17 protein-coding genes are annotated in these 16,874 nt (G+C 64.8%); 5 read left to right on the plus strand and 12 right to left on the minus strand.

The annotated features are described in order from the left end of the window. Nucleotides 1-14: 14 nt before the first annotated feature. Entirely contained in the window at nt 15-1,427 is a 1,413-nt protein-coding gene (gene tldD / locus SLT36_RS23185) for a metalloprotease TldD (RefSeq protein WP_432284617.1), read from the plus strand. Nucleotides 1,428-1,453: 26 nt separating this feature from the next. Continuing rightward, nucleotides 1,454-2,155, plus strand: coding sequence for an NAD-dependent deacylase (locus SLT36_RS23190; RefSeq protein ID WP_432284618.1), 702 nt, complete (start codon nt 1,454-1,456; stop codon nt 2,153-2,155). Between the two features lie 41 nt (nt 2,156-2,196). On the opposite strand, the gene SLT36_RS23195 is transcribed toward SLT36_RS23190, so the two are convergent. From SLT36_RS23195 to SLT36_RS23220, 6 genes are all read right to left on the minus strand, one after another. After that, on the minus strand, nt 2,197-3,438 hold the full coding sequence (locus SLT36_RS23195) for a class I SAM-dependent RNA methyltransferase (protein WP_432284619.1): 1,242 nt from the start codon (nt 3,436-3,438) through the stop codon (nt 2,197-2,199). Then, nucleotides 3,435-4,169 (minus strand): TlyA family RNA methyltransferase, encoded by a 735-nt coding sequence (locus SLT36_RS23200; protein WP_432288446.1) that lies wholly within the window; start codon nt 4,167-4,169, stop codon nt 3,435-3,437. Before SLT36_RS23200 ends, SLT36_RS23195 begins: the two co-directional genes overlap by 4 nt. A 138-nt stretch (nt 4,170-4,307) precedes the next feature. Next, on the minus strand, nt 4,308-6,221 hold the full coding sequence (gene dxs / locus SLT36_RS23205) for a 1-deoxy-D-xylulose-5-phosphate synthase (protein WP_432284620.1): 1,914 nt from the start codon (nt 6,219-6,221) through the stop codon (nt 4,308-4,310). A gap of 97 nt (nt 6,222-6,318) precedes the next feature. Continuing rightward, on the minus strand, nt 6,319-7,239 hold the full coding sequence (locus SLT36_RS23210) for a pirin family protein (protein ID WP_432284621.1): 921 nt from the start codon (nt 7,237-7,239) through the stop codon (nt 6,319-6,321). A 62-nt stretch (nt 7,240-7,301) separates the two neighbouring features. After that, nucleotides 7,302-7,568: a DUF2277 domain-containing protein gene (locus SLT36_RS23215; protein WP_432284622.1), complete on the minus strand. Its 267-nt coding sequence runs from the start codon at nt 7,566-7,568 to the stop codon at nt 7,302-7,304. Nucleotides 7,569-7,656: 88 nt separating this feature from the next. After that, the gene (locus SLT36_RS23220) at nt 7,657-8,028 is read right to left on the minus strand and encodes an MAPEG family protein (protein ID WP_432284623.1); all 372 of its coding nucleotides are present in this window, start codon (nt 8,026-8,028) and stop codon (nt 7,657-7,659) included. Between the two features lie 81 nt (nt 8,029-8,109). On the opposite strand from SLT36_RS23220, the gene SLT36_RS23225 reads away from it, so the two are divergent. After that, nucleotides 8,110-8,502 carry a winged helix-turn-helix transcriptional regulator gene (locus tag SLT36_RS23225; protein ID WP_067964600.1) on the plus strand — a complete coding sequence of 131 codons (393 nt, stop codon included), beginning with the start codon at nt 8,110-8,112 and terminating at the stop codon, nt 8,500-8,502. Between the two features lie 11 nt (nt 8,503-8,513). On the opposite strand, the gene SLT36_RS23230 is transcribed toward SLT36_RS23225, so the two are convergent. From SLT36_RS23230 to SLT36_RS23240, 3 genes are all read right to left on the minus strand, one after another. Next, nucleotides 8,514-8,765 (minus strand): exodeoxyribonuclease VII small subunit, encoded by a 252-nt coding sequence (locus SLT36_RS23230; RefSeq protein ID WP_432284624.1) that lies wholly within the window; start codon nt 8,763-8,765, stop codon nt 8,514-8,516. 3 nt (nt 8,766-8,768) lie between these two features. Beyond that, nucleotides 8,769-9,695, minus strand: a complete 927-nt coding sequence (locus SLT36_RS23235) for a histone deacetylase family protein (RefSeq protein WP_432284625.1) — start codon at nt 9,693-9,695, stop codon at nt 8,769-8,771. A gap of 155 nt (nt 9,696-9,850) precedes the next feature. Further along, the gene (locus SLT36_RS23240) at nt 9,851-10,462 is read right to left on the minus strand and encodes a TetR/AcrR family transcriptional regulator (RefSeq protein WP_432284626.1); all 612 of its coding nucleotides are present in this window, start codon (nt 10,460-10,462) and stop codon (nt 9,851-9,853) included. 155 nt (nt 10,463-10,617) lie between these two features. Between SLT36_RS23240 and SLT36_RS23245 the strand changes: the two genes are divergently transcribed. Together SLT36_RS23245 and SLT36_RS23250 are read left to right on the plus strand one after the other, a co-directional pair. Further along, nucleotides 10,618-11,838: an MFS transporter gene (locus tag SLT36_RS23245; RefSeq protein WP_432284627.1), complete on the plus strand. Its 1,221-nt coding sequence runs from the start codon at nt 10,618-10,620 to the stop codon at nt 11,836-11,838. A 108-nt stretch (nt 11,839-11,946) separates the two neighbouring features. Beyond that, the gene (locus tag SLT36_RS23250) at nt 11,947-13,155 is read left to right on the plus strand and encodes an MFS transporter (protein WP_432284628.1); all 1,209 of its coding nucleotides are present in this window, start codon (nt 11,947-11,949) and stop codon (nt 13,153-13,155) included. A gap of 46 nt (nt 13,156-13,201) precedes the next feature. Here SLT36_RS23250 and SLT36_RS23255 read toward each other — a convergent pair whose 3' ends face one another. The 3 genes from SLT36_RS23255 to aroC all read right to left on the minus strand — a co-directional run bounded on the left by SLT36_RS23255 (nt 13,202) and on the right by aroC (nt 16,685). Beyond that, nucleotides 13,202-14,185, minus strand: a complete 984-nt coding sequence (locus tag SLT36_RS23255; protein ID WP_432284629.1) for a hypothetical protein — start codon at nt 14,183-14,185, stop codon at nt 13,202-13,204. A 186-nt stretch (nt 14,186-14,371) separates the two neighbouring features. After that, nucleotides 14,372-15,469, minus strand: a complete 1,098-nt coding sequence (ribB, locus tag SLT36_RS23260) for a 3,4-dihydroxy-2-butanone-4-phosphate synthase (RefSeq protein WP_432284630.1) — start codon at nt 15,467-15,469, stop codon at nt 14,372-14,374. A gap of 115 nt (nt 15,470-15,584) precedes the next feature. After that, nucleotides 15,585-16,685: a chorismate synthase gene (gene aroC / locus SLT36_RS23265; protein WP_432284631.1), complete on the minus strand. Its 1,101-nt coding sequence runs from the start codon at nt 16,683-16,685 to the stop codon at nt 15,585-15,587. Nucleotides 16,686-16,874: the final 189 nt, after the last annotated feature.

Consider the following 16,874-nt stretch of genomic DNA (forward strand, 5'->3'; position numbering starts at 1 on the left):
TGAGGCGACCCGCCATGACCAGCCTTCTCAGCCAGTTCGACATCACTGAAGACCGCGTGCGCAAGATCGTCGCCGAGACGATCGAGGGCGCCGACGATGGCGAGCTCTTCCTCGAATATCGCGAGGGCGAGGCGCTGATGTTCGACAACGGCCGGCTGAAGACGGCGAGCTTCAACACCGACCAGGGTTTCGGCCTGCGCGCCGTATCAGGCGAAGCCACCGGTTATGCGCATTCGAGCGACCTGTCCGAGCAGGCATTGCTGCGCGCCTCCGATGCGGTATCGGCTGTCAAGGGCGGCTATTCCGGCACGCTGGCCGCTGCCCCTGCCCGCACCAACACACATCTCTACGGCGAAGAGAACCCGATCTCGTCGCCGTCCTTCGAAGCCAAGGCCAAGCTGCTGCAGGAAATCGACGCCTGGCTGCGCGACAAGGATCCGCGCGTCCGCCAGGTGACCGCCTCGCTCGCCTCGTCGTGGCAGCATGTCGAGATCCTGCGCGGCGACGGCCAGATCGTGCGCGACATCCGCCCGCTGGTGCGGATGAACGTGTCCGTCATCGTCGGCGACGGCGACCGCCAGGAAAGCGGCTCCTATGGTGCCGGCGGCCGCAAGAATTTCGACGAATTCCTGACCGACGAAAGCTGGAAGGGTGCCGCGACCGAGGCCTTGCGCCAGGCGCTGGTCAATCTCGAAGCCATCCCCGCTCCTGCCGGCACTTTCGACATCGTGCTGTCGTCCGGCTGGCCGGGCGTGATGCTGCATGAAGCGGTCGGCCACGGCCTCGAAGGCGACTTCAACCGCAAGAAGACTTCTGCCTTCGCCGGTCTTCTCGGCCAGCAGGTCGCCGCCAAGGGCGTCACGGTCGTCGACGACGGCACCATCGCCGAACGCCGCGGCTCGATCACCGTCGACGACGAAGGCACGCCCAGCGCCCGCAACGTGCTGATCGAGGACGGCAAACTTGTCGGCTACATGCAGGACCGCCAGAACGCCCGGCTGATGGGCATGAAGGCGACCGGCAACGGCCGCCGAGAATCCTACGCCCACCAGCCGATGCCGCGCATGACCAACACCTACATGACCTCGGGCGACAAAACGCCGGAAGAGATCATCGCCTCGGTCAAGAACGGCATCTATGCCGTGTCCTTCGGCGGCGGCCAGGTCGACATCACCTCGGGCAAGTTCGTGTTCGGCTGCACCGAGGCCTACATGATCGAGGACGGCAAGGTGACCCAGCCGATCAAGGGCGCGATGCTGATCGGCAATGGACCCGATGCGATGCATCGCGTCACCATGGTCGGCAACGACATGAAGCTCGACAACGGCATCGGCATGTGCGGCAAAGCCGGCCAGGGCGTGCCCGTCGGCGTCGGCCAGCCGCATCTCAGGATGAACCAGATGACTGTCGGCGGCACACGGGTCTAGGCCGAGCGCCGACAGGACGAATGCCGATGCAACGCCCCACCTCGATCGTCGTGCTCACCGGGGCCGGAATCTCTGCCGAATCAGGTGTCGACACCTTTCGCGACAAGGACGGCATCTGGTCGAAGATCGACTACCGCGACGTGGCGACGCCGGAAGGTTTTGCCCGCAATCCGGAGCTGGTTGACGACTTCTACAACCAGCGCCGCGCGGGTCTTGCCGATGTCGCGCCGAATGCCGCGCATGTGGCATTGGCGCGGCTCGAACGGCAGTTCCGGGGCAAGTTCCTGCTCGTCACCCAGAACATCGACGACCTGCATGAGCGGGCCGGGTCGCAGCGGCTGATCCACATGCATGGCGAACTGACCAAGGCCTTGTGCGCCCATTGCCGTGCAAGGAACACGTGGCACGGCGACATGCTGCGCACGTCCCGCTGCCCGTCATGCCTGGAGGTCCGCCAGTTACGGCCTGATGTGGTCTGGTTCGGCGAGATGCCTTATCTGATGGACGAGATCGACGAGGCGCTGGCAAGTTGCGACCTCTTCGTCTCCATCGGCACCAGCGGCAACGTCTATCCCGCCGCCGGCTTCGTCGAGCAGGCGCGCCATGCAGGCGCCCGTACGGTCGAACTCAATCTCGAACCGTCGGAGGGCTACGACCTCTTCGAACAGGCCATAAATGGCCGCGCCACCGAAATCGTGCCCGAATTCGTCGAGCATATATTGGCCTAGCCGCCGGTCCGTCCATCCACGGATAGACCTGACGCGTCCGCCTACCGCCGCTTCTTCGGCTTCTCCAGCAAAGCCACCGCCTCGACATGGTGCGACCAGAGGAACTGGTCGATCGGCACAACACTTTTCAGCGCATAGCCGCCGTCGATGAGGATCCTGAGATCTCGCGCCAGCGTCGCCGGATTGCACGATACGGCTGCGACGTAAGGAACATCGGAGCGGGCGATCTGCTTGGACTGGTCTTCGGCGCCGGCGCGCGGCGGGTCGAAGACGATGCCGTCAAAGGCGTTGAGTTCCTTGAAGGTCAGCGGGCGGCGGTCGAGGTCACGGCGCTCGACGGTGACGCGCTTCAGGCCACTGGCAAAGCGGAAGCCGCGGTCGAGTGCGGCCAGCGCCGGCGCCTCACCTTCAACCGCATGAACCTCCGACCCCGCGGCAAGCCTGAGCGCGAAGGTGCCGCAGCCCGAGAACAGGTCGGCGACCTTCTTGGCCTTGCGCATATGGCCGGTGACGAGCGACACCATCGCGCCCTCCGCCTCGGCCACGGCCTGGACGAAAGCGCCCGGCGGCGGGCTGACCGTCGCCGCGCCAAAGGTCAGCATCGGCTTGACCGGCTCGACGATGATCTCGCCGTCGATGGACAGGCGGGCGATCTTCGACTTGATGGCAAAATCGGTCGCGGCACGGCGGATCGCTTCGGTCGGTTTACCGCAATCGCTGGCGGCCACGTCGAAGCCCGACTCGGTGGCCGTGACGAGGAAGCGGAACGGCTTCGAGGTATTGGCGATGATGCCGGCAAGGTGCCGCAAGGTCCCGGCCGCCTCGACGATGGCCGGCAGCAGGACAGGGCATTCCTCGATGTCGACCAGGGTATGGGAAAACGCCTTGTTGTAGCCGAGATGGAGCCCGGTCTCGGTGTTCCGGGCCGTAAACGCCGCACGCCTGCGGCTGTGCTGCGGGCACGCCACCAGATCGCCGACTGCAACGTCGATGCCCCTGCCCTTTAGCGCATGGGCGACAAGACCACGCTTCCACTCGCGATAGGCCTGGTCCTCAAGATGCTGGATCGCGCAGCCGCCACATTCGGTGAAATGGCGGCAGGCCGGATCGATGCGCTGCGGCGACGGCTCGAGAACCGAGATCAGCTGGGCGCGATCCTTGTCGCGCGCGGCTGTCACCGTCTCGCCCGGCAGCGCGAACGGGATGAAGATGTGCCCGCCATTGGCATCGACGACACCGTCGCCATGCGCGCCCAGCCGCGCAATTTCGAAACGTGTCGTCATTGTTCTTTCACTCCACCGAGCAGGTATTCACGATTTCCGTCACCACCTTCGAGCGGCGACGGGCAGATGCCGAGCGCACGCCAGCCGGGAACCGTGTCGAGCCAGGTGCGCAGCTCTTCAGCCATGCGCGGGCCGTCCTCGACATTCCTGAGCAGGCCGCCCTTGCCGATCGCCTCGCGCCCGGCCTCGAACTGCGGCTTGACCAGGAACACGCCCCTGGCGCCTGGTGCTGCCAGTTCGAGTGCATTGGGCAGAGCCAGCCTGAGCGAGATGAAGCTGACGTCGGAGACCAGCAGATCGGGTGTCCGGCCGCCGAGATCATCCGACGTCAGATTGCGGGCGTTGAGGCCCTCCAGGCAGGTGACGCGCGGATCCGACTTCAGCCTCTCGTCCATCTGGCCATGGCCGACATCGATCGCGACGACATGCGCCGCGCCGCGTTCGAGCAGCACCTGGGTGAAGCCGCCGGTCGACGCGCCGATGTCCAGCGCCGTGGCTCCAGCCGGATCGAAGCCGAAATGGTCGAGCCCGGCGATCAGCTTGAGTGCGGCGCGCGAGACATAGGCCTGCGCCGGGTCGTCGACGGCGATTTCGGCGCTCGCCGGCACCATCTGTCCGGGCTTCTTCGCCGGTTGGCCTGCGACGGACACGGCCCCGCGCGCCACCGCGTCGCGGGCCCGCGAACGGCTGGCGAAGAAACCGCGGCTGACGAGCAATTCGTCGAGCCTCAGGCTGGCTTGTTTTGTCTGCGCATCGTGCTTTCCGAAAACCGACTTCGATTTTCGGGCCGACGCGGGGGCTTGCCCAGAGTTTTCCATGGCTTTCAATGGCGAATGCGCGCCTGCAAGGCAAGCGCCCGCGCGATCATGTCAGGCGCGGACGGCCTGGGCCGACTTGCCAAGGGCTGCGAAGACGGCACGCACGATGCCGGCGGAATCGAGCCCGGCGTCGACATGCATCTTGTCGGGGCTGGCATGGTCGACGAAGCTGTCCGGCATGGTCAGTGGCCGCACCTTGAGGCCGTTGTCGAGCAGGCCGTTGCGGGCGAGGAAGTCGAGCACCTGGCTGGTGAAACCGCCGACAGAACCTTCCTCGACCATGACGAGCACTTCGTGCGAGCGCGCCAGGCGACGGATCAGGTCCTCGTCCAGCGGCTTGGCGAAACGGGCGTCGGCGACCGTCGTCGACAGGCCGGCAGCACCAAGTTCCTCGGCGGCGAGCAGGCAGTCCTTGAGGCGTGTGCCGAAGGACAGCAGCGCCACCTTGGTGCCCTCGCGCACGATCCGGCCCTTGCCGATCTCCAGCGCCTGGCCACGCTCGGGCATGTCGACACCGACGCCGTTGCCGCGCGGATAGCGGAAGGAGATCGGTCCGTCGTCATATTCGACGGCGGTGCGCACCATATGGCGCAGTTCCGCCTCGTCGGCCGCCGCCATGACGACGAAACCGGGCAGCGAGGCAAGATAGGCAGTGTCGAAGGCGCCGCAATGGGTGGCGCCGTCCGCGCCGACGAAGCCGGCGCGGTCGATGGGAAAACGCACCGGCAGGTTCTGGATGGCGACGTCGTGCACGACCTGATCATAGGCGCGCTGCAGGAAGGTCGAGTAGATCGCGACGAACGGCTTGTAGCCTTCGGTCGCGAGGCCCGCGGCAAAGGTCACGGCATGCTGCTCTGCAATGCCGACGTCGAAGCTGCGCGACGGAAACGCTTCGCCGAACAGATCGAGGCCGGTGCCCGACGGCATGGCGGCGGTGACGGCAACGATCTTGTCGTCGTCGCGCGCTTCCTGCATCAGGCTTTCCGCAAACACCTTGGTGTAGGCAGGCGCGTTGGCAGGCGCCTTGGCCTGGGCGCCGGTGATGACGTCGAACTTGTTGACGCCGTGATATTTGTCGGCAGCCGCTTCGGCCGGGGCATAACCCTTGCCCTTCTGGGTCACGACATGGATCAGCACCGGGCCGGTGCCATTGTCGCGCACGTTCTTCAGCACCGGCACGAGATGCTCGAGATTGTGGCCGTCGATCGGGCCGATATGGAAGAAGCCCATCTCCTCGAACAGCGTGCCGCCGGTGACGAAACCGCGCGCATGCTCGACGGCGCGGGTGATGGCGCGGTCGACGCGGCGGCCGAGATAGGAGGTCAGCTTCTTGCCGAGCTCGCGCACGCCGGCATAGGTGCGGCCCGAGGCAAGGCGCGCCAGATAGGCGCTCATCGCACCGGCCGGCGGAGCGATCGACATGTCGTTGTCATTGAGGATGACGATCAGGCGGGCATCGAGCGCACCGGCATTGTTCATCGCCTCATAGGCCATGCCGGCCGACATGGCGCCGTCTCCGATGACGGCGATGACGTTGTTCCTGCCGCCGTCGAGGTCGCGTGCCACCGCCATGCCGAGGCCGGCGGAAATGGAGGTCGAGGAGTGCGCGGCGCCAAACGGGTCGTACTCGCTTTCCGAGCGCTTGGTGAAACCGGAGAGCCCGCCTTCCTGGCGCAGCGTGCGCATGCGGTCGCGGCGGCCGGTCAGGATCTTGTGCGGATAGGCCTGGTGGCCGACATCCCAGATGATGCGGTCGTCGGGCGTATCGAAGACATAATGCAGCGCCACCGTCAGTTCGACGACGCCAAGGCCGGCGCCGAGATGCCCGCCGGTCTGCGACACCACGTCGATAAGCTCGGCGCGCAGTTCGCTTGCCAGCTGCGGCAGCTGGGCCTCGTCGAGCGTGCGCAGGTCGGAGGGCACGCGGACCTTGTCCAGCAGGGGCGTTTCAGGTTTCGCGTTCATCAATCCGCACTAACTCGGTTAACCACCCGGCAGATACGACCGCATGCTTGGAAAGTAAATGCGTGGCGGTGACGCGGGCCGGCCTCACGCCTGCCCGTCAGCTCTCAGGCAACGGGATGAACTCCTCCTCGTCACCGGGAACGATATCGAAGCGGCCGGTCTTCCATTCGTTCTTCGCCTCTTCGATGCGCTCCTTCGACGACGAGACGAAATTCCACCAGATGTAGCGCTTGGAGCCGAGCGAGGCGCCGCCGAACAGCATGAAATGCGCACCCATCTCCGAACCCACGACGATCTCGTCGCCGGGCCTGAAGACCAAAAGCCGCTCGATCGGGAAACGATCGCCAAGGATGTCGATCTCGCCGCCCAGCGTGTAGATGGCACGCTCCTCGGCGTCGGCCGGAATCTTGATCCTGGCACCGGGCGCCAGCCTGATGTCGGCATAGAGCGTGTCGGAGGCCTGGCGCACCGGCGACGTCAGGCCCTTGAACGCGCCGATCACCAGCCGCCCGCTGACCCCGTCGGCCTCGAAGGTCGGCAGCGCGGCCGCAGCCGTGTTCTCGAACAGCGGCGCGACCTCTTCCTTGCCGTCGGGCAGCGCCAGCCACGTCTGCAGCCCGGACACCGACATCGGCGCGCCGCGCAACTCTTCCGGCGTACGCTCGGAATGGACGATGCCGCGGCCCGCCGTCATCAGGTTCACGTCGCCGGGCGCAATGACCATCTCGGTGCCGAGCGAATCCCGGTGGCGGATCTTGCCGTCGAACAGATAGGTGACGGTCGCAAGCCCGATATGGGGGTGTGGACGCACATCCAGCGCATGCCCTGCCCTGAGGATTGCCGGGCCCATGCGGTCGAAGAAGATGAACGGCCCGACCAGGCGACGCTTTGCCGTCGGCAATGCCCGGCGCACCTGGAAGCCGTCGATATCCTTGGCGTTGGGGATGACCATCAGTTCGAGCTGGTCGCAGGAAAAGGCATCGCCCGGCGTCGGGTCTTCGGCGGGAAAGAAGCTCATGGTCGTATCCTGGGTCGCATTCTGGAGTGTGTTTGCCGAGCTGATGTCACCAGAGCCGGCGCTCAGGCAAATCGCAGCGCCGAACGGGCCTTGGCCTTGGCGGCCTCTTCCTCGCGGTTGCGCGGGTGCTGGTGCGTTTCCATCGCATGCAGCATCTCATGCGCTGCCTCGGCGATCGTGTCGACGGCGCGGTTGAAGGCCTCTTCGTTCTTCTTCGAAGGTTTGGTCGTTCCGCTCAGCTTGCGCACGAACTGCAAGGCTGCGTCGCGGATCTCGTCATGCGTCGCCGGCGGGTCGAAATTGAACAATGTCTTGATGTTGCGGCACATCGCCTGCTCCCGGGTTTTCACCAACGGTATGGGTTTTCCATAACTGGGCGCAACGTGCCGCTAGGTCAAGCCGTTCGGTCGCCAGCGATCATCCCAGGACCAGGGTGGCCGCTCCGACGAGCAAGGCGCCATAGGTGCCGACCATTCCGGGCGCGCTCAACGGCGTCCGCGCGGTCAATATGCCTGCAAGGTGGAGGCTACGGCCGATGATCAGCAGTCCGGCGATCGTCCACAGCATCGCCGCCGGCGCCTGGCGGTATTCGGCAAGGGCGAGCAGGATCAGGGCGAGCGGCACATATTCGATGAAATTGCCCTGGGCGCGGATGCGCCGCATCAGGACGACATCCTCGCTGTGGCCGAGCTTCACGCCGACTGTCTTGCGGCGCAGGCTGACCCGGATGCTGAGAACGACGAGAGCCACGGCGGCGAGTGCTGAAGTCATCGACGTTATCTGCAACATGACAGGTCCTCCCCGACGAGCATTGCCGCAGCTAATCACTTCTTACTTGCATTTTGCAAGTTAAAAATCCAAAGTGCCGCCATGACCCAGTTTCGCTCCGGCTGCCCCATCGCGTCAGCGCTCGACATCATCGGCGACAAGTGGTCGCTGGTGATCGTCAGGGCGATGGTGATGGGGGCGACCAGCTATTCGGACCTGTTGTCCACGCCGGAAAAGATCTCGACCAACATCCTGGCCGAAAGGCTGCGCCGGCTGGAAGATGCCGGTCTCATCAGGCAATCCTTGCCGCGCCAGGGCTCCATCCGCGGCGCCTATGCATTGACTGCCAGAGGGGCTGCACTCATTCCCGTGGTGCAGGAACTGGCCCGCTGGGGCGAAAGCCAGCTGCCAGACCGCTGGACACCGCCGGATCGCTTCTACGCGGCCCGGCCCGGCGATTTCGACGTCCGCGACGGCGATGCCGCCGCGGACTGAACTGGACGGCTCTACTCGCTGTCGAGCGGCTCCGTGCCGACCGGCTTGCCATCGCGCGACAGGCGGATCTTCTCGACCTTGTCCTCGGCGGCCTTCAGCAGGCGGTCGCAATGCGCCTTCAGCGCCTCACCGCGCTCATAGATCTTGATCGACTGGTCGAGCGGCACGTCGCCACGCTCGAGATCGTCGACGATCTTCTCCAGTGCCGCGAGTGCCTGCTCGAAGCTCAGCGCCTTGATTTCGTCGTTGGGCTCGGCGGCCATGGCTTATCCTTTCATGAGGCGAGAAACGTGGGCGGCCACGGAGAAGGCCAGCCCGTGCAGGTCGTAGCCGCCCTCGAGCAGGCTGACCAGACGGTTCGATGAGTGGCGTGCCGCACTGTCCATCAATTGCCCGGTTGCCCAGTCGAAATCGGCTTCGGTGAGGTTGATCTCGGCCAGCGGGTCGCGATGGTGGGCGTCGAAACCGGCCGAGATGATGATCAGGTCGGGCACGAATCGGGTGAGCGCCGGCAAAACGCGCGAGCGGAATGCCTCGCGGAAATGATCACTGCCGGTGTCGGGCGCCAGCGGCGCGTTGACGATGTTGCCGACACCTGTCTCGCTTTTTGCCCCCGTGCCGGGAAACAGCGGCATCTGGTGCGTCGAGCAGTAGAGCACGCTCGGATCGTCCCAGAAGATGTCCTGGGTGCCGTTGCCATGATGCACGTCCCAATCGACGATCGCCACGCGCTCGGCGCCATGAGCGCGCTGGGCATGGCGCGCCGCGATTGCCGCATTGTTGAACAGGCAGAAGCCCATCGCCGTGGTCTTTTCGGCATGGTGGCCGGGCGGTCGCGACGCGACGAAGACATTGGCTGCCCTGCCGACAAAGACGTCGTCGACGGCGGCATTGGCAGCGCCGATGGCGGTCAGTGCCGCCTGCCAGCTTTTCGGGCTGAGCGTGGTGTCGCCGTCGATCCTGGCGAAGCCTTCCACCGGCACCTGGCGGCGGACGCTTTCGACAAACCCTTCGGGGTGGGCATAGAGGATCGTGCGCTCGTCGCCCATCGGCGCCTCGACGCGATCGAGCATCTCGAAAGCTTCGTCGTCGAGGGCGCGCTCGATGGCGCGCAACCTGTCGGGCCGCTCGGGATGTCCTGGCGTCGTCAGGTGTTCGAGGTAGATCGGGTGCGTGTAGAGCCGCGTGGTCATCGCCGCACCTTATCAGCAATGGCCGGACAGACCACGCATAGCTGTCAAAGCCCTGGGGAAAACGGCAGTCTGCCGGCCGACGACCCCGATGGCCGGGCCGGCAGGAACGAGCCGGGGAACGCTGCGCCCGGCATGTCCAGCCGCGGCCGAAAAGATCAGATGGTCGGCTTGCCGGCCACGAGCAGCCCTTCCATCAGGGCGCGAAACGCCTTCACCGCCTTGATCGAGGTCGCGTCGGGATCTTCCGAATTGGCGATCCACTGGGCGGCATAAAGCGAAGCGCCGCTGATCAGCCGCGCCATCGCTTCCGCATCGATGTCGCGGATAAGGCCTTCCGCCTTGAGCGCGACGAGGTTCGCCGCGATCGCCGAGATACAGGCATTGGCGTTGGGCCATTGCGCCGGATCGCCGAGGACCGCCGGCCCGTCGCGCAGGACGATGCGCTGGATTTCCGGCTCGAGCGCCATTTCGACGTAAGCGATGTTTTCGTCAAGAAAGCCCTGCCAGCGCGTCTCGGCCCTGGCCGAAATCTCGTTGAGGCGTGCCCACATTTCCTTGTCGATCTGGGCGAGCACGGCTTCGAATAGCCCCTTCTTGTCGCCGAAATGGTGATACAGCGCGCCGCGCGTCAGCCCGACTTCGGCGGTGAAATCGTCCATCGATGCGTTCGTATAGCCCGTCGTCGCAAAGGCCCGCCGCGCGGCCGCGATCAGCTTGGCGCGCGTTTCGGCAATCATTTCGCTGCGGGGTTTGTGTGCCGCCTTCATGGTGTTTTTCCTGTCGCGCCGTCCTTCACATACGCCGCGTATATTTTTCTCGACCTGACGTCCATGGTAATTGACATACGCCGCGTATGCAATTATCTCATTGACATACGCCACGTATGTAAGTGGCGCACCCTCGAAATTCCAGGAGTGCTCCGATGCACAATCCTTATGCTGAGATCTTCAGAGTTCCCGGGACCAAAGGCTTCGCGGCGGCGGCATTCATCGCCCGTCTGCCGATCGCCATGGCACCTATCGGCATCGTCGCGATGCTGTCGCAGACGCGCGGCGAATATTGGCTGGCCGGTGCGGTGTCTGCCACTTTCGCTTTGACCAACGCCTTCGCTGCGCCGCAGATTTCGCGCCGGATCGACAGGCTCGGCCAGACATCGGTGGCTCTGCCCACCACCATCATCTCCATCCTCGCCTTTGCCGTCCTGCTCATTGCCACCCGCTATGACTGGCCGGTCTGGACCCTGTTCGTCTTGGCCTTCATCGCCGCCGCCATGCCCAGCATGCCGGCCATGGTGCGGGCCCGCTGGACCGAGATCTTCCGCGACCGTCCCGAACTCAATACCGCCTTCGCCTTTGAATCCGTCGCCGACGAAATGGTCTACATCGCCGGTGCCTCGCTTTCGGTCGGCCTGAGCGTCGCCTTGTTCCCGGAAGCCGGCATGCTGGTCAGCACGCTGTTCTTGGCCGTCGGCATGGCAGCTTTCCTGCTGCAGCGGTCGAGCGAGCCCAAGGTCAGGGCGCCTGAACTTGCAAGTGTCGGTTCGGCGATCGCACTGCGCCCGGTTCAGATCATCACCCTGGCGCTCATCTTCGTCGGTGCAATCTTCGCCACTGCCGAGGTCAGCGCCGTGGCGATCACCAAGGAACTCGGCCAGCCCACCGCGGCAAGCCTCGTCATCGGCGTCTATGCCGCCGGTTCGCTCATTGTTGGCCTGATCGTCGGCGCGCTGAACCTCAAGGCCCCGAAGCAGCGCCTGCTTGCCATGTCGATCGCCATCGTGGCGCTGACCACGCTGCCCCTGTTGGTCGCCGACACGGTGCCGCTGCTGGCGCTTGCCATCTTCGTCAGCGGCGTTGCGATCTCGCCCACCTTCATCATGGCCTTCGGCCTGATCGAGCGGCGGGTGCCGGAAGCCATGCTGACCGAAGGCATCACCTGGGTGATGACCGGCATCGGCATCGGCATGGCGCTGGGGGCCTTCGTGGCGGGCTGGGTGGTCGACACTTTCGGCGCGCAGAACGGCTTCTGGGTGTCGGTGGCCGCGGGCACGATCTCCCTACTCGTCGTCCTTCTCGGTCAGAAAGCACTCGCCGGCGAGCACGAAGTCGAGTTGCCGCAAGCGAGACCACAAGCGGCGGAATGAGGCAGCACATCCCCCGTCAAAGCCTCTCCCATCTGTGCCAACGAGCCGCCTCTTCAGGCGGCTCGACTGTATATGAAATTTCAGATATCTGCCCTCCCGGTGATCCAAATGCGTAATCCCTACAACGAAATCTTCAAGGCGCCCGGCGCCAAGGCGTTCTCCGCCACAGGCTTCATCGCACGGCTGCCGCTGTCGATGATCACGCTCGGCATTGTCACGATGCTCTCGGAAACCCACGGCGAGTATTGGCTCGCCGGCGCGGTGGCAGCGACATTTGCGTTTTCCAATGCGTTGATCGCGCCTCAGGTGTCGCGCCTCGTCGATCGCTACGGCCAGCGCCGCATCCTGATCCCCGGCACCATCGTCGCCGTCGTGGCGCTCTCGAGCCTGATGCTTGCGACCCACTATCGCGCGCCAAGCTGGACGCTGTTCCTGTTTGCCGTGCTTGCCGGCACCATGCCGAGCATGAGCGCATTCGTGCGCGCACGCTGGACGCATATCTACCGTGGTTCGCCGAAGCTGCACACCGCCTTTGCCTTCGAATCCGTCGTCGACGAGGTCATCTTCATGACCGGTCCGATCGTCGCCATCGGTCTCAGCGTCGGGTTCTTTCCGGAAGCGGGTCCACTTGTCGCCACGACGCTTCTTGCCATCGGCAATTTCCTCTTTGCGGCCCAGACGTCGACGGAGCCGCCGGTCCACGCCCAGGATAAATCGGGCGGCAAGTCGGTCATCTGGCTCGGCTCGATGCAGATACTGGTGCTGACGCTGATCGCCATCGGCGCCATCTTCGGCACCGCCGAGGTGACTGCCGTCGCCTTTGCCGAAGCCCAGGGCGACAAGGCCTCCGCCGGTTTTGCGCTGTCGGCCTATGCCGCCGGCTCGCTTGTCGCCGGTCTCGCCTTCGGCGCGCTGAAGCTCAAGCTTGCCTTGCCGCGCCAGTTGCTGCTGGCGATCGCACTGGCCGCCCTCACCACCTTGCCGCTGATGATGGTCGCCAGCATCCCGACACTGGCCGTGGTGCTGTTCGTCGCCGGCGTCGCCGTCTCGCCGACCATCATCATCTCGATGGCGCTGGTGGAAAAGATCGTTCCGTCGTCCAAGCTCACCGAAGGCATGACCTGGGCAATCACCGGCATCGGCATCGGCATGGCCGCAGGGTCCTCGGCATCGGGCTGGTTCATCGACAATCTCGGCCCGACCAGCGGCTTCTTCGTCTCGATGCTCGCCGGCTTCATCGCCCTTGCCGTCACCCTTGTCGGCCAAGCCAGCTTCCGGCGTTCGACGTCGCGCCTCGTCCCGGCTCCGGCCGAATAGACTGTTCACGGCACGGCACGCACCAGCGGGCCGTGCCTTTTTGCCTTCAGACGTTCTTTGCCGACCCGTCCCAGCGCGACGCTTCGCCTGAGCCAAAAGCCTTTTCCTTGAGCTCGCGGAACTTCGACGACGCCTCTTCCAGCTTCCGGTCCCATTCCGGATTGGGCACCTGGCCTTCGATCACCTTGAAATAGACCTGCATCAGCGAGGCCACGGCAAAAGGTTCGATCAGCGCCGATTTGAACGCCCAGGCAAAGACGATCGCCAGCACGAATGCCCAGCCGCCCATTTCTCCCGGCATGAAGTAGAGAATGGCGCCTGCGGGTGCCAGCATGAACAGGAAGATGAACAGCGACACGACCCAGACGACGAGCGACAGCCAGACCGCGTTCTTGATCATGGTCGAGCCGTTCTGGGCATAAAGCACCACGCCCTGCCGCGCGCTCTGCCAGGGCGAGTTGCTGCCGATGCGGATGTTGTAGCCGAGGATGATCTCGTCGACATAGGTCAGCGACATGCGGACGATGGTGTTGAGCAACCGCACCAGCCCGTCGAGGCCGGGGATCGGCAGGAAAGCGGCGATGCCGCCGATCAGCCCGGTGATGGTGCGGATCACGCCCTTCACCAGCTGGTCGAGCACAAACAGCACGCTCGCCTCGGTGAAGCGTTCGGTGACGACCTCGCGGGCATAGGAAATCTGGTTCTGGCCGCCGGGAATCTCGCGCCCGTCGATCAGGTGGACCATGACGGCGATGTGGCCGGCCTTGACGATGTAGAGAATGTATTCGCGGATCCAGTAGACCGCGACCGAGACCACGCCGAAGCCGGCGATGCCGCCCCAGACGGCGAATGAGACCGGCCCTTCAGGGTCGGTTGCGATATGGCCGACGCCGTAGCCGACGCCAGCGCCCGCTCCCATTGCCACTATGTAGGCGAGCGTGATGCCGAAATAGACGACCATGCGCAGCACGATGAACGGCCAGGTGCGCGCCATGATCGCCAGGCTCTGGCCGATGCTGAAATCCCACATAGCCGACTCTCCCCTAAGAGATGGACAGGAGGATGCGCCGCATCAGGCGGATGTCAATCGCCCCGGGGGATGAGCTGATCACCCCGAGGGGGATGACACGGTCACCCCTAGGGATGACGCAATCACCCCGGGGTCGAGCCAGTCAGCCCCGGGGACGGGGCATCTTCCCGCGTCGCTGCGCGGAAATCAGCGGATTTCGGTCTTGGCGATGCGGATGCCGAAACCTTCGAGGCCGACATAGTGGCGCTCGCGCGAGGCGACCAGGTTGATCGACGAGATGCCGAGATCCTTGAGGATCTGCGCGCCGAGGCCGATCTGGCGCCATTCGTCCTCGCGGCGGCGCGCCTCTTCATGGTCCTCGCGCTCCGCCGACGGACGGTTGCGGCCGAGATTGGAGACGCCGACCGAGCCCTCGCGCAGATAGACGATGACGCCGCGCTTGCATTCGCCAAAGGTCTTCATGATGTCGGCAAGCTTGTTGCTGGTGCCGAACACGTCGGTGACGACGTCCTCGGTGTGCAGGCGCACCGGCACTTCCTCGCCGTCGCGGATGTCGCCGAAGACGATGGCGAGATGATGCATCGAATCCCACGGCAGCGTGTAGGTGATGGCCTTGGCCTTGCCGGCCGGGGTGTCGATGTCGAAGACGTTGACCCGCTCGATCAGCGTCTCCTGGCGCTGGCGATAGGCGATGAGATCGGCAACCGAGACCTGCTGCAGCCCGTTCTTTTCGGCGAAGGCCGCGACCTGCGGGCCGCGCATGACGGTGCCGTCGTCATTGACCAGTTCCGAGATCACGCCGACCGGCGGCAGACCGGCAAGCTTGCACAGGTCGACGGCGGCCTCGGTATGGCCCGAACGCATCAGCACGCCGCCCTCGCGCGCGATCAGCGGGAAGATGTGGCCCGGGCGGACGAAGTCGCCGCCGCCGGCATTGGGATTGGCCAGGTTGCGCACGGTCAGCGTGCGGTCGTCGGCCGAGATGCCCGTCGTGGTGCCGTGCTTGAAGTCGACGCTGACGGTAAAGGCGGTGGTGTGGGCGGAATCGTTGTCGGCGACCATCGGCGCCAGGTTGAGGCGCCTGGCGTCTTCCTTGAGCATCGGCGTGCAGACGATGCCGGAGGTGTGGCGCACGATGAAGGCCATCTTTTCCGCCGTGCAGTGGACGGCGGCAACGATCAGGTCGCCCTCGTTCTCGCGCCCGTCATCGTCCATGACGACCACGATCTCGCCGCGCTCGAAAGCGCGCAGCGCTTCGACAACTTTCTTCTGGTCGTATGGCATGGCGTGGTCACTCGGTGCGTGTGGTTGTTGGGGCAGATTAGGGCATTAAGGCAGTGAGGAAGTAGGCTTTTTTGCAGGCAGGGCGAATTGCCTGCCGACGTCGTGCCCTACGCGCCTAGATTCTGCCCGTCTGTCCGCGATGGCGCAGATAATGATCGGCGATGGCGCAGGCAACCATGGCCTCGCCGATCGGCACGGCACGGATGCCGACGCAGGGATCGTGGCGGCCCTTGGTCATGACATCGACGTCCTTGCCGTCTTTGTCGATCGACTTGCGCGGCGTCAGGATCGAGGATGTCGGCTTGACGGCGAAACGGGCGATCACGTCCTGTCCGGTCGAAATGCCGCCCAGAATGCCGCCGGCATTGTTGGAAAGGAACAGCGGTGTGCCGTCATTGCCCATGCGCATCTCATCGGCATTCTCTTCGCCCGTTATGCGCGCCGCCTCGAAGCCGTTGCCGATCTCGACGCCCTTGACGGCGTTGATCGACATCAGGTTGGAGGCGATGTCCTGGTCGAGCTTGGCATAGATCGGCGCGCCAAGGCCGGCCGGCACGCCCTCGGCGACGATCTCGATCACCGCACCGACCGAGGAGCCGGCTTTGCGGATGCCGTCGAGATAGTCGGCGAAGAGCTGGACCGAGGCGGGGTCCGGCGTGAAGAACGGGTTTTCGGCGCTGCCGATGAAATCCCAGTTCCAGTTGGCCCGGTCGATCGACCTGGTGCCCATCGCCACCAGCGCGCCGCGCACCACCAGTCCCGGCACGATCTTGCGGGCAATGGCGCCGGCAGCGACACGCGCCGCCGTCTCGCGGGCCGACGAGCGGCCGCCGCCGCGGTGGTCGCGCAGGCCATATTTGACGTCATAGGCATAGTCGGCATGGCCGGGGCGATACTGCCGCGCGATCTCGCCATAATCCTTGGAGCGCTGGTCGACATTCTCGATCAGCATCGAGATCGGCGTGCCGGTCGAGATCAGCGTCTCGCCGTCCTCGTCTGTAATCACGCCCGACAGCACCTTGACCTCGTCGGGCTCGCGGCGCTGGGTGACGAAGCGCGACTGGCCGGGCTTGCGCTTGTCGAGCTCGTCCTGGATGTCCTTCAGCGTGAAGCGGATGCCGGGCGGGCAGCCGTCGACGACACAGCCAAGCGCCGGCCCATGGCTCTCACCCCATGTGGTGACGCGAAACAGATGGCCGAAGGTGTTGTGCGACATGCAAGCGGGCCTTTCCGGATATGGCCGCGTTCTAACGCATGCCCCTGAAAAGTAAAATTGCTTTTCGGCCCCGAACCCTCCAATGGCGGGCATCTTTTGTGCATCGGCATGGGCCCGAAGCGGTCAATTGGCTGCATTAACAGTGGTCAAACCGTGATCGCAGCAGATTTAGTTTTGACACATTCGGTT

The organism is Aminobacter sp. BA135 (assembly GCF_050859125.1).
GTDB lineage: Bacteria > Pseudomonadota > Alphaproteobacteria > Rhizobiales > Rhizobiaceae > Aminobacter > Aminobacter ciceronei.